Origin of the sequence: Leptotrichia shahii (assembly GCF_008327825.1) — a bacterium.
Classification (GTDB): domain Bacteria; phylum Fusobacteriota; class Fusobacteriia; order Fusobacteriales; family Leptotrichiaceae; genus Leptotrichia; species Leptotrichia shahii.
In genome coordinates this window covers 495,075-508,540 of the sequence record NZ_AP019827.1, presented here as the reverse complement: position 1 = coordinate 508,540, position 13,466 = coordinate 495,075, and the positions used below count along the sequence as shown (strand labels likewise).

The window sequence follows — 13,466 nt, the reverse complement described above, 5'->3', positions numbered from 1 at the left end:
TGTGAAGAAGCAGTGCGTGATGCTCCTTAGAAAGGAGGTGATCCATCCGCACCTTCCGGTACGGATACCTTGTTACGACTTCACCCCAATCACTGTCCACACCTTAGACGCCTTCCTCCTTTCGGTTGGACCGGCGGCTTCAGGTGCAGACAACTCTCGTGGTGTGACGGGCGGTGTGTACAAGACCCGAGAACGTATTCACCGCAGCATTGCTGATCTGCGATTACTAGCGATTCCAGCTTCATGAAGCCGAGTTGCAGGCTTCAATCCGAACTTGGACCGGCTTTAAAGATTCGCTTGGCGTTGCCGCCTGGCAGCTCTTTGTACCGGCCATTGTAGCACGTGTAGCCCAGATCATAAGGGGCATGATGACTTGACGTCATCCCCGCCTTCCTCCTGCTCTTCGCAGGCAGTCTCGCTAGAGTCCCCAACCTAATGATGGCAACTAGCGATAGGGGTTGCGCTCGTTGCGGGACTTAACCCAACATCTCACGACACGAGCTGTCGACAGCCATGCACCACCTGTCTCTGCGTTCCCGAAGGCACGGCCTGCTCTCGCAGGCCTTCGCAGGATGTCAAGATCTGGTAAGGTTCCTCGCGTTGCGTCGAATTAAACCACATGCTCCACCGCTTGTGCGGGTCCCCGTCAATTCCTTTGAGTTTCAGCCTTGCGGCCGTACTCCCCAGGCGGATTACTTATCGCATTAGCTTCGGCACGGACACTCTTCATGCCCACACCCAGTAATCATCGTTTACAGCTAGGACTACCAGGGTATCTAATCCTGTTTGCTCCCCTAGCTTTCGCACTTCAGCGTCAGTTGCCGTCCAGTGAACTATCTTCATCATCGGCATTCCTGCACATATCTACGAATTTCACCTCTACACGTGGAATTCCAGTCTCCCTCTCCAGCACTCTAGTTATGCCCGTATCGCCTGCAGACCCGGAGTTGAGCCGCGGGTTTTCACCCTAGACTTACAGGGCCGCCTAGATGCCCTTTATGCCCAATAATTCCGGATAACGCTCGCGACATACGTATTACCGCGGCTGCTGGCACGTATTTAGCCGTCGCTTCTTCTGCAGGTACCGTCACTTTCTTCTTCCCTGCTGAAAGCACTTTACAATCCGAAAACCTTCTTCGTGCACACAGAATTGCTGGATCAGGGTTGCCCCATTGTCCAATATTCCCCACTGCTGCCTCCCGTAGGAGTAAGGGCCGTATCTCAGTCCCCTTGTGGCCGTCCACCCTCTCAGGCCGGCTACCTATCATCGCCTTGGTGGGCCATTACCCCGCCAACAAGCTAATAGGACGCAAGGCTCTCCTGCAGCGTCTCCTTTCATCGCCAGGCACATGCGTGCCGGCAACTGTATCAGGTCTTGTCAGTCGTTTCCGTCTGTTATCCCTGTCTGCAGGGCAAGTTCCTTACGCGTTACTCACCCGTCCGCCTTGGCTTGTCTGCGCAAGCGCAGCTTCGCCAAAGACTTGCATGTGTTAAGCATTCTGTCAGCGTTCATCCTGAGCCAGGATCAAACTCTTCATTCAATATATCTTCATATATCTTAATTTTCACCTTTTAGTCTTGACGTGATCTCTTTCAAGATTCTTGACTTGTTTTTCTTACACTTTATTGCTTCTTCATACTATTTATATCTCTATTGTCCATGATACATTTTCGTATCGACAGGATATATCTTATCATAAAAGTAATTCTTTGTCAACTACTTTTTTCAATTTTTTTTTGATTTTGCTAATTTTTTTTAATTTCCGATATTTATTTCCCTTATATTATTCTATTTTTACTCGATATTAAAAGGATTTCAGGAAATTTTCTAAGTTTCCTGACTTTCTAAATAATTATTTATTATTTGAATACTTTTTATATAATTTTCTGTAAGACTTTTATTTGAGCTATGCGGTAATTCAATATATTTTTGATTATTTTCTTTTAATAAATTTTGTAATATTTTATCGTACTCAAAATCTTGAAATTTACCTGGATTAGTTTCATCAGCTCTTTTTTTTATATATAATAATATATCAAAATTTGTATGTCTTATAAAATCCTCCACCACGGGCTGTTTTTCTCCTGTTTCAAAAATTGAAAAAGATTGCAAAGAATAAAAATCTGTATCAATAAAACTTAATTTTTCTGCATTTTTTACAGAATCCATTATTCTTCTATTATGTTCATAGGCTATATTGCTATAATCATCATATTGAAGATTATCTACATTATTTTGCAGTTCCTCTTTTACATATTCTTTTTTATATTCTTTTACATAGGTTGTGTTGTAATAATTTGCTAATTTATGAGTTAAATTAGTCTTTCCTGAATGTTGTGAACCTATTATTGCCACTTTTAGGACAAAAAATTCTCTTACGTATTTTGGAATGAAAAACCAATTTTTATAAGGATTTTTTCTTATTTCTGTTGCACTTATATGAAAATTATTTCTATTTGTATCTATCATTTGAATTTCTAAATTTTTATCAAATGTATTTTCAAAACTTGGCAATGTTAAAAAATTATTTTTGTAATTTTCTATATCTTGAGTTTCATTTGTAAAAATTATATCTACTTTTATATTATTTTTTAAAAGAGTTTTCTGTACTCTTTCACTCCATAATTTCCAGCCATTTGGATAAAACGGAATTCCATCTTCCGCCAAATGTAAGATTTTTATATTTTTTTGATGTTTGAATGTTTTTTCTACAAATCTAAGTCGATCCTTTACAGTCGGCATTTTTTTCATCCTTGACTCTTCAAAAAGTTTTTTATCCCTGTCATCATCACTACAGACAACAACATATAGATTTTCCACAAAACCGCTTGCTTGCTGTATAAAATCAACATGTCCAATGTGGAGTGGATAAAATTTCCCGAATATTATTCCATTTTTTAACATCTTAAATTTTCTCCTTTTTCTGTTTTTTTATAGTCATTTGTAAAAGTTTAAAAATTTCAGTAAATACAGTATTTTTTAATGTTTTAATCTCTTGTTTTTCTCCACTCTCTGACAAGGGGTCTTGACCCCTTGCAATTATAAATACTGCCTTTATTCAATATTTATAGCTTTTATTTTTACAGTTGCCTACTGTTTTTTTAACTATTTTTTAAATTATAAAATTTCAATAAACACAGCATTCTTGAATTTTTAACTTTATTATTTTTTCAATATCTGACAAAAAATCTTGAATTTTTGAGATTATAAATGTCGCTGTTATTTATTTTGATCACTTTTATTTTTATAATCGCCTGCTATTTTTATTTAAAAATTTATAAATTTTAATTATTACAATTTTTTAATTTAAAATTTTTTATTATTTGATAAAACAAACATTCTACTTAATAGATATGTTCGATAACCTAAGTTTTTTATCTATACAAGGGGACAAGACCCCCTTGCTTCAAGATATTTATTTTATTAAATTCTAAGTTTGTATAGTTATCGAACAGGTTTAATTTAATTTTCAGTAATTTGACTTTGAACAGTTTTAAATAGATTATCTGATTTTTTATCAAATTTTACATTTGAAATCTCTGTAAAACGTTTGCTTATTTTATTTGAAGTTGTTGTAATGTCTTTTACATCTTTGGAAACTTTTTCAATATCCTTTTGAAGACTGTTCCAACGAGTTTGGTATCTTCCAAATTCAATATTTAATTTTTCAAGTTCATGCTGGATAACACTAGCATATTTATCACGTTCCATATTTGTGGTTATTACTTGAATTACAGTTAATACTGATATTAATGTTGTAGGTGAAGCTATTCTTACATTTTTTTTGTAGGCATGTTCTATTATGTCAGTGTGATAGGCATTTATTTCAGCAAAAATTGCTTCAGCAGGCAAAAATAGTACTGCCTGTTCGCTTGTTTCATTTTTTATTATATATTTTGAAGAAATTACATCTATATGTTTTTTTAGATCATTTACAAAATCTTTTCTTGCATTTTTCCGTTCAATTTGCGATAATTCATTATTGTACATTTTTCTATAATTTTCTAGTGGAAATTTTGAATCAACTGTAATATTCCCCAATGGTTCAGGTGTAAAAATAATTGAGTCGACTATTGTTCCATTTGAAAGTTTATATTGCTTCTGATAAAGTTTATCGTTTTTTTCTCCAAAAACTGATGCTAAAATTTGATAAAGCTGAACTTCTCCAAATATGCCCCGACTTTTTTTGTCAGTAAGAACATCTTGAAGTGAAACAACGTTGCTTGACAATGCTTCAATTTTTTTCTGTGCCTCATCAATTTTACTAAGTCGCTCCAAAACATTTCCAAAAGTTTTTGTTGTTTCTTCAAATCCCTTCGACAAACGCTCTTCCACTTTTATATTCATAAAGTCAAGTCTATTTTCCATCTTTTGATTTAATTTTTCAAAATTTTCGTTTATATTTTTTATCAACTGATTATTATTTTCGGTCATAACTCCAGTTAGCACTGTATTATTTTCACTCAACCCCATTGACAGCTTTTGAATAGCATTATTCATACTCTCAGTCAAAAGTTGACTATTTTCTGTATGATTTTTAGACAAAAGCTGATTATTCATATTTATCGTTCCATTTATATTTTGCCCAAGCTCATTAAATCTCAAAAGCAATTTTTCATTATTTTCCGCCAAAAGTATCCTAATATTACCTGTTCCTTCAAGTAAGCTATTTTTCGTACCTAAATTTATTGATTTTTCAATTTCATCAAATTTTCGATTATTTTCGCTAATCTGACTTGACATTAATTTTTCTAAATTCTCATTATTTTTTTTAATAAAAAAAATAATTATTATAGCCATTATAGCAATATTTATAATAATCGCCAATATTATCAGCATCATTTCCTATTTCTCCTTTTTTTAGTTATTTATATGCCATTAGAAAAATTTCCAAGTCCCATCTTCATATCTAACCTTTTTTCCATTATTTTCAGAATTTTCTAATTTTACTTCATCCAATTCTTCTTCGATTTTCTGCTCTTCATTTTCAAAATTTATTATTTCTTTTTTCACAGTTTCCTGCAAATTTTTTGTTTGAATATTTTCATCCTTTTGCTTTGATTCTTTTGAAATTTGAAAATCTATTTTTAATTCTTCTGGTTTTCTTGATTTCATAGGATATTCTAAATTTTCAGTATATCCTGCTTCTGAAAGTGGCGATTTCTGCTTTGAAAGCCCATTTTCACTTTCATTTTTACTTACGTTCTCGTTTTCTGGATTTTCAATTTTTTTCATTGCCAGTTTTTCTCTTATTTTTTCAAGTAATTTACGATCTTCTTCATTTAAATTATCAAAAATATTTTCATAATGTTCAATATTTTTAGTATCAAATTTTTTCATAAATTCTCTAATTGTTATAGCTTCGGGACTATAGGCAACTTGATATTGGCTATCTGAATTTTTGTCATAGAATACTTCATTTATAAATCCCATTTTTTCAAGATCAGAAAGCACTTCTTTTATAAAAAATACTTCCATTCCAAGCCTGTCAGTTAATTTCTGATATGTAAAGGCTTCTTTTTTTTCTACAAAATTCTTAATAATCAACGACAAAATCAGTATTCCCGCTTCCCTTTTTACCTTTATCGGCATCTCAATTTTTTCATTATACAAAAATTCATCTGAAGTTTGTATTGAAAAGGCTATTTGAGCCCCAAGTAAAATTGTCACCCAGACATACTGCACCCAAATTAGAAAAATTGGAATTAATGCAAGACTTCCATAAATTATGTTATATTTTGTAATTGAAGATTGCAATAGTAAAAATAGCAATTTCCATCCAAAAGTAAGTCCAGTTGTAACAATTCCTGCAAAAATTGCTGGTTTAACTTTTACATTTGTATTTGGAATAATGTAAAATAAATAACTAAATAAAATGATATAAGTCGCAGGCCCAAAAAATCCAATAAATAAATTTGTTAAAATAACATTATTTGGAAATTTTTTTACCATTTCTTCAACTGCAACTGAATTTAATGCTGATAATAAAACAAAAAATATCGGTCCTAAAAATATAATTGCAACATAGTCAACTATTCTTCTTGTAAGCGATCTTTTTTTATTTATTTTCCATATTTTATTAAATGAATTTTCAAGCATTATAAGCACTTTTACCGCAGAATAAATTAAAATTACAATCCCAACTCCAGTTAATATACTGCTTTCAGTTGATAAAAGCAGCCTTTGAGCTATATCCACAATTACTTTTAAAAAGCTATTATTTCCAGGCCATAACTCAAAAAATTTCTGAATAAATATCTTATCCATCCCAAATCCCTTTGTAATTCCCAATATAAGGGCAACTACAGGAAAAATTGCAAGAAGTGAATAATAAGTCAGAGAAATAGCAAGTATTTGAGTTTCTCCATCTCGATAATTTCTATATATTAAATAAATTATCTTTTTAATCTCAGCAATTCTTTTTTCCAATCCTACTTCTTTTTTTTCCTTCTTTACTTTTAAGTCTTTTTTTTCTTTCATAAATTTCTCCACTATTATTTTTTTTAAATAATTATTTATAAAAATCAGCAAACTTCTTATAACGCAACAACTTTTATTCTTTATTATTAAATTTTCTAATTTTTTTTATTTTTACGATTATCTAAACTGAAAATAACTCTATTGTAATTTCTATCCAAAATTAAAATATTCCCTTTTTTCAAAAATTTCATCCATAATTTCATTATAATTTTCAATTTTTGCCTCTTCAGCCAGCACATCCTCCAACTTAGGATTTGTAACTGGATGTTTTGGTGCAAAAATTACACATGAATCCTCATAAGGCTCAATAGATTTTTCATAGGTTTCTATTTCCTTTGCAATTTCTATTATTTCTGTTTTATCCATTCCAATAAGCGGTCTAAATACTGGTAGTTTTTCTACTGAGGCATTTGTACAAGTAAGTCCTCCCATTGTTTGAGAAGCAACTTGTCCAAGGCTTTCTCCCGTAATTAAAGCCTGATATTGCATAGTATTTGATATCCTTTCAGCCAGACGCATCATAACACGTCTTGTTAAAATTGTAGCCAGATCTTTTTTTGTCTGTGTATTTATTGCTTCCTGAATTTTTAGTATATTTAGTGAATAAAGTCTTGTTTTCCCAACATAAAGTGACAAAATATCTGTCAGTTCCTTCACCTTTTCAAGAGCCTGCTGACTTGTAAACGGAAAACTATGGAATGTTACAAAATTCAGACGCATTCCTCTTTTGGCCATCATAAAAGAAGCAACAGGGCTGTCTATTCCTCCAGATAAAAGCACAAGCCCTTTTCCAGTCGACCCAAGTGGAAGCCCGCCATAAGTTTTTATTCTATCTGTATAAATATAAACATTTTTTCTAATATCAACATTTATCATAACATCAGGATCCTTCATCTTAACCTTTTCAAAACGACTGTTTACAAGTACATAAGCTCCCAATTCACGTGCATAATCCATAGACTTCTTCTCAAATCCCTTGTTGCTTCTATTAACTTTTATTTTAAATGTCCTAGCCCCCTGTTCATAAGCATAATTTGAAAATTCCAACACCTTTTCCTTAATAAATTCATCATTTCTTTCAACTTTTGCTGACTGATTAAGCCCAACTATTCCAAAAACTTTTTTTAATTTATCCGTTATTTCCTCTAAGTTTTCAGGATTTATTAAAACATATAATTTTGACAAGTCATCAAATAATTGGTAATCAAATCCTTTTAACACTTTATTAATTTTATTTCGCAATTTTTTTTCAAACTGTCCTCTATTTTTCCCCTTTAGCGATAACTCCCCATAAGAAAGTCCCACCGCATTTAATAAATTTTTGTCAGTATAATTGTTCATTTTTTTCCTTCCTATATTTTATAAATTTTACTTCATTTTCCTAATTCTTTCTACACTTTCCTTCAGCCTTTTTACAACTTCATCAATTTGCTCTTCTGTATTTTCACTTGAAAAACTGAATCTTATCGCCCCATCAAGTTCCGATTGGGTAAGTCCCATAACTTCAAGTATTCTGCTATTCCCTTTTTTAGAAGAACAAGCCGAGCCTGTGGAAACATAAATTTGATACATTCCTAAAAAATGTGTCAGCACTTCGCCCTTTGTCCCTCTAAAAGAGATGTTCAGAACTTTTGGACTTGATTTTTGCAAATCAAGCAAAGAATTTAACTTAACATCGGTAATTTCTTCACATATTTTATCTGCAAGCATTTTTTTTATCTTTTGAGAATGTTCCATTTCCTTTTTATCTTCTTTTTCCAAAATTTTCACAGCCTTTGCAAATGCTAGAATCAATTCTGTCGGCATCGTTCTCATTACAATTCCATTTTCCGCATTTGAACCAAAAACTACATTAGTAATTTTAACACGTTTGTTTACATAAATTGCCCCGATTCCCTTTGGTGCATGAATTTTATGCCCACTTACCGTTATTGCATCCACAGGAATTTTATCAAATTTTATATTTGTACATCCAAATCCTTGCACAAAATCAGTATGAAAATACGTATCTCTATTTTTATCCCGAATAATCTTAGAAATCTTCTCCAAATCCTGAATTGCCCCTGTTTCACTATTTACAGCACCCACAGAAACTAGTATTGTATCTTTGCGAATCATATTCTCCAATTGCTGCAAATTTACAAATCCATCCCTGTCAACATCCAGATAATCAACTTCAAAACCAGCATTTTCATAATGTCTAAATATCTCATATACAGATGGATGCTCAATCTTTGTCGTAATTAGATGCTTTTTTACACGAGAATTTGCATTAATAATCCCTTGCAGCAAAAGATTATTTCCATCTCCACCACCTGCCGTGAAGAAAATTCTGTCAGCTTCCACCTTTAGATAATCAGCCACAATTTTTTTCGCTCTTTTTACTTTTAAAAGAATTTTATGAGAAAAATCATGAATCGCATCAGCATTTGCATAATTTTCCTCCATTGTCTGAACTAGCACATCTATAACTTCTTTATACGGCTTTGTGCTAGCAGAATTATCTAAATAAATCATTTTTCCTCCTTATCAATTTTTATCAATCATCATTTATAAAAGTCTAAAACTCCAATTAACACAAATTCTATTATTTTTCGCTAAAAGTCCTTAATTTTCATAGTCTTTACTTTTATAATTTTTTGTTTTTTTATTTCATAAAAAATTATATTATTTCCTAATTTTATTCAATATTTGATTTACTTTTACATTATACTATATTTTGAAAAAATTATCAAAAATAAAGTTCCTATACTAAATCTCGTTTAAAAATACTAACAAGAGGCCTTGACCCCTTTCAAAAGAATTTATAATCAGTTCTGAAATAGTATTACAAGAAAACATTTAAAATTTTAAGATAAATAAAAAAAGAGAAAACTAACTGTAAAATCCAATTACAATAAATTTTCTCCAAATTATTTTTATCCTTTAGTTTTTTATACTTCAAAATATTATTTTAATGCAAATGCCTTATGGTTTAATGGTCCAGTATAATCATTTAATTTAAAAGATTGCTTCAAGGCTTCGGCTATTAATTTTTTAGTTGTGGCAACTGCCTGAGATACTGTCGCTCCTTTGGCAATTTCTGCGGTTATTGAAGCCGAAAATGTACATCCTGCCCCATGATTCCATTCTGTATCTATTTTTTCAGATTCAAAAAATTCAAAATTATTCCCATCGTATAGAATATCTACAGATTTATCTCCTGCAAAAAACTTTCTTCCTTTGATTACAACATTTTTAGCACCCAAATCACATATTTTTTTAGCTGCTTTCTTTGCTTCTTCAATTGTATCTATTCTTTCCATTCCAGCTAGCTCTGCTGCTTCAAATAGATTTGGAGTAACGACAGTTGCATAAGGTAGCAAATACTTTTTCATTGCATCTACATTTTCTGGAAAAAGATTTTTAGTCGATCCGCTAGTTACTTTACAAACCATGACAGGATCAATAACAATCGGATTTTTCAAATTCTTTAAAACAGATCCCACATATTCGATAATTTCCACTGTTGGAAGCATTCCAGTTTTTAATGCATCTACTCCAATTCCATTTATAACAGTATCAATTTGCTCTTTAATAACACTCACTTCAATTGGAAAAACCTTATGTGCCCATCTATTTCTTGGATCCATGGTAACAATAACTGTAAGGGCATTCATCCCATAAACTCCTCTTTCTTGAAAAGTCTTCAAATCCGCTTGTATTCCAGCTCCTCCACTTGTATCAGATCCTGCAATTGTTAAAACTTTTTTTATAGACATAACGTTACCTCCTACTTTGCATCCTAATTGTTATGTTTGATAAATTTTTTATTAAATTTATCTTGCAAATTCAATATTTTTCATAATTTCTTTAGCAATTTCAGGTTTATTCATCGTATAAATGTGAATTCCTCTAATTCCGTAAGCCAGTAATTCTATAATTTGCTCACTTGCATACATTATTCCCGCTTTTTTCATAGATTCTGGATTATCTCCATATTTTTCCAATAACTTATCCAGTTTTTCAGGTACAGAGCATTTTGACAATTCTATAATTCTTTTTATCTGTTTCGCATTTGTAACTGGCATGATTCCTGCAATTAGTGGAACTTTTATATCCAATTTTTCAGCCTGTTCCTTAAATTTTATAAAAACATCATTGTCAAAGAACATTTGTGAAGCCAAAAAGTCAGTACCAGCTTCAACTTTATTCTTTAAGTGAAATAAGTCAACCAAATCATTATTTTCATAATGAGTTTCAGGATAAAATGCGCCCCCAATTGACAAATCATTAAATTCACTATTTTTTCTCAAGTCACTAATTAACTCTGAAGCATATTTATAATCCCCTTTATTATAAATATCTTCTGTTTCCCCTTGCGGAACATCTCCACGAAGTGCCAAAATATTTTTGATATTGCATTTTTTAGCCTCCTGCAAATAATCATTAATTTCACTTTTTTTACTTCCAACGCAAGTCAAATGAGCCAACACTTCCGTCTTCAAATTATTTTTAATATGTGAAGCCATTTCAATAGTCCCACCTTTAGTCTTTCCACCTGCACCATAAGTAACACTAATAAAATCAGGCTTATATTGTACCAATTCATCTGTTACATCCTTTAATTTTTCCACAGAAAAATTCTTATTTGGCGGAAAAATTTCAAAGGAAATTAAATGCTTCTTTTTCTCAAATAAATCTTTTATTCTCATAAATCTTCCCAATTTAAATTATTTTTATTATTTTTAAAAGTTTACAAAATTCTATTAATACACTCTTTTTCAATTTTATGTTTTCTATTTTTATTCAATTTCACAACAAAAATTTTTAATAAAAAAATTATACTTTTGAAAAATAAAATTTTATAATAAAGTTGCTATTTAAATAAAAAGTAACATTTGTATTATCAATTCTTTTATATTGTACTACAAAAAATTCATTTTGTAAAATTTTTAACTATACTTTTTTATTTTTATTTGTAATAAATTTTAGTTATAGCAAAACCCTAAAAGTTATAGTTTTAAAATAATTTTTCTATAATAAAATTGAAAAAATAAATTGATTTTCTTGGAAAAATAAAAAGTACAAAAAAAGAATTCCTAAAATTTTCTAATTCTAGAAATTCTTAAAAAAAATTTATTTATGTTTTTTATAAGATCTAATTCTATTTGGAAGTGAGAATAATTTAATGAATCCTTCTGCATCCTTATGACTATACAATTCACTCGCACCAAATGAAGAAATCTCTTCATCATACAATGCAAAATCAGTAAATCTTCCAGCAATTTTTATGCTTCCCTTATACAATTTTAATTTTATTGTACCAGTCACATTTTTAGAAGTTTCATCTACAAATGCATCAAGCCCTTCCCTAAGTGGTGTAAACCATTGTCCTGAATATGCGATACTCGCATATTTTTGTGATACTAATTTTTTAAATTCAAAAGTATCTTTATCAAGAATCAAAGTTTCTAATTCCTTTAATGCTTCCATTAGCAATGTTCCACCTGGAGTTTCGTAAATCCCTCTTGATTTCATTCCAACTAGTCTGTTTTCTACAATGTCAATTACTCCAACACCATTTTCTCCAGCAACTTTATTTAATTTTCTCAATAATTCCACAGGCTCTAGAGCTTCGCCATCTACTTTTACAGGCCAGCCTTGTTCAAATGTAATATCCACATAAGTTGGCTTATCTGGGGCTTTTTCAGGAGGAGTTATCATCATATATACAACATCTTCCTTATGCTCATTTTCAAGATTTTCAATATCTCCACCTTCATGTGAGATATGCCATAAATTTTGATCTCTTGAATAAATTTTTTCCTTTGTTACACTTATTTTTATACCTTTTTTTTGTGCATAGTCAATGGCATCTTCTCTTGAAGAAATATCCCAAATTCTCCAAGGTGCAATTATTTTTAATGTCGGATCTAATGAAAATACACCAGTTTCAAATCTAACTTGGTCATTCCCCTTTCCAGTACATCCATGACAAATATATGCCGCCCCTTCCTTATGAGCTACATCTACCAATGCCTTGGAAATCAAAGGTCTTGCAACTGAAGTTCCCAAAAGATATTTGTTTTCATAAACTGCTCCCGCTCTTAATGCACGAAATGCATAATCTCTTACAAACTCTTCCTTTTTATCTTCTACATAAACTTTTGAAGCACCTGATTCAATGGCTTTTACCTTTACTGCCTCCATATCATCATCTTGTCCTACATCAACACAACATGCGATTACATCTAAGTCATAATGCTCTTTTAGCCAAGGTATGATAATTGACGTGTCAAGTCCACCTGAATATGCTAAAACTACTTTTTCTTTTGCCATATTTTTGTCCTTTCTAGTTTAAAATTTATTCAATTAAAATTTGTTTGGAAAATTTTGTTTCAATGTTTTATTCCAACTGTCAACTCTATTCTTTTGCGTTTTAAGAAATGCATCAACATCTCCTTCAACTACAACTTTTTTCATTATATCCCCATTAGTTAATTTTTTTACAACTTTTAAATCATTATCTGACACAATTTCTCCAAAAATTGTATGATGACCATTTAACCATTCTGTCGGAACAGTTGTAATAAAAAATTGACTTCCGTTTGTTCCAGGCCCTGCATTTGCCATAGCTAGTTTTCCTGCTTTTGAAAAATTCAGTCCATTGTCAACTTCATCTTCAAACTGATATCCAGGTCCTCCAGCACCAGTTCCTGTAGGATCTCCACCTTGAGCCATAAAGTTATCAATTACCCTATGAAATTTTAATCCATCATAATATCCCTTTTTAGCCAAATTCACAAAATTTGCCACCGTTACAGGCGATTTTTCAGGCAATAAATTAATATTTATATCACCTTTTTCAGTCATAATTTTCACTTTCATCTTATATTCCTTACTGTATGATATCACACCTGTCATCATTACCATTAGAAACGACAACATTAATAATGATATTTTTCTAATCATACATTCCTCTCCTTTTCTTAATTTTATTTTA

At 31.4% G+C, this 13,466-nt stretch carries 9 protein-coding genes and 1 rRNA gene; all 10 read right to left on the bottom strand.

Annotated elements, in window-relative coordinates:
• Positions 1-30: 30 nt before the first annotated feature.
• A 16S ribosomal RNA gene (locus tag F1564_RS02405) occupies positions 31-1,541 on the bottom strand.
• A 287-nt stretch (positions 1,542-1,828) separates the two neighbouring features.
• A complete protein-coding gene (nadR, locus tag F1564_RS02400) occupies positions 1,829-2,905 on the bottom strand; it encodes a multifunctional transcriptional regulator/nicotinamide-nucleotide adenylyltransferase/ribosylnicotinamide kinase NadR (protein WP_018450767.1) in 1,077 nt (358 codons plus the stop codon).
• 558 nt (positions 2,906-3,463) lie between these two features.
• Entirely contained in the window at positions 3,464-4,843 is a 1,380-nt protein-coding gene (locus F1564_RS02395; protein WP_018450769.1) for a DNA recombination protein RmuC, read from the bottom strand.
• Between the two features lie 36 nt (positions 4,844-4,879).
• Positions 4,880-6,481 carry a YihY/virulence factor BrkB family protein gene (locus F1564_RS02390; RefSeq protein WP_018450770.1) on the bottom strand — a complete coding sequence of 534 codons (1,602 nt, stop codon included), beginning with the start codon at positions 6,479-6,481 and terminating at the stop codon, positions 4,880-4,882.
• 150 nt (positions 6,482-6,631) lie between these two features.
• Positions 6,632-7,822 carry a tRNA uracil 4-sulfurtransferase ThiI gene (thiI, locus tag F1564_RS02385; RefSeq protein WP_018450771.1) on the bottom strand — a complete coding sequence of 397 codons (1,191 nt, stop codon included), beginning with the start codon at positions 7,820-7,822 and terminating at the stop codon, positions 6,632-6,634.
• 27 nt (positions 7,823-7,849) lie between these two features.
• The gene (locus F1564_RS02380) at positions 7,850-8,998 is read right to left on the bottom strand and encodes a cysteine desulfurase family protein (protein ID WP_018450772.1); all 1,149 of its coding nucleotides are present in this window, start codon (positions 8,996-8,998) and stop codon (positions 7,850-7,852) included.
• Positions 8,999-9,429: 431 nt separating this feature from the next.
• Positions 9,430-10,242, bottom strand: a complete 813-nt coding sequence (gene thiD / locus F1564_RS02375; protein ID WP_018450773.1) for a bifunctional hydroxymethylpyrimidine kinase/phosphomethylpyrimidine kinase — start codon at positions 10,240-10,242, stop codon at positions 9,430-9,432.
• A 57-nt stretch (positions 10,243-10,299) separates the two neighbouring features.
• Positions 10,300-11,175 carry a methylenetetrahydrofolate reductase [NAD(P)H] gene (metF, locus tag F1564_RS02370; protein ID WP_018450774.1) on the bottom strand — a complete coding sequence of 292 codons (876 nt, stop codon included), beginning with the start codon at positions 11,173-11,175 and terminating at the stop codon, positions 10,300-10,302.
• A gap of 424 nt (positions 11,176-11,599) precedes the next feature.
• Complete coding sequence (locus tag F1564_RS02365; protein WP_018450775.1) at positions 11,600-12,802, bottom strand: argininosuccinate synthase; 1,203 nt, start codon at positions 12,800-12,802, stop codon at positions 11,600-11,602.
• A gap of 33 nt (positions 12,803-12,835) precedes the next feature.
• A complete protein-coding gene (locus F1564_RS02360; protein ID WP_018450776.1) occupies positions 12,836-13,435 on the bottom strand; it encodes a peptidylprolyl isomerase in 600 nt (199 codons plus the stop codon).
• Between the last annotated feature and the right edge of the window lie 31 nt (positions 13,436-13,466).

Coding starts and splice junctions, on each gene's coding strand:
- nadR (WP_018450767.1), bottom strand. CDS start 2,905: ATGTTAAAAAATGGAATAATATTCGGGAAATTTTATCCACTCCACATT.
- F1564_RS02395 (WP_018450769.1), bottom strand. CDS start 4,843: ATGATGCTGATAATATTGGCGATTATTATAAATATTGCTATAATGGCT.
- F1564_RS02390 (WP_018450770.1), bottom strand. CDS start 6,481: ATGAAAGAAAAAAAAGACTTAAAAGTAAAGAAGGAAAAAAAAGAAGTA.
- thiI (WP_018450771.1), bottom strand. CDS start 7,822: ATGAACAATTATACTGACAAAAATTTATTAAATGCGGTGGGACTTTCT.
- F1564_RS02380 (WP_018450772.1), bottom strand. CDS start 8,998: ATGATTTATTTAGATAATTCTGCTAGCACAAAGCCGTATAAAGAAGTT.
- thiD (WP_018450773.1), bottom strand. CDS start 10,242: ATGTCTATAAAAAAAGTTTTAACAATTGCAGGATCTGATACAAGTGGA.
- metF (WP_018450774.1), bottom strand. CDS start 11,175: ATGAGAATAAAAGATTTATTTGAGAAAAAGAAGCATTTAATTTCCTTT.
- F1564_RS02365 (WP_018450775.1), bottom strand. CDS start 12,802: ATGGCAAAAGAAAAAGTAGTTTTAGCATATTCAGGTGGACTTGACACG.
- F1564_RS02360 (WP_018450776.1), bottom strand. CDS start 13,435: ATGATTAGAAAAATATCATTATTAATGTTGTCGTTTCTAATGGTAATG.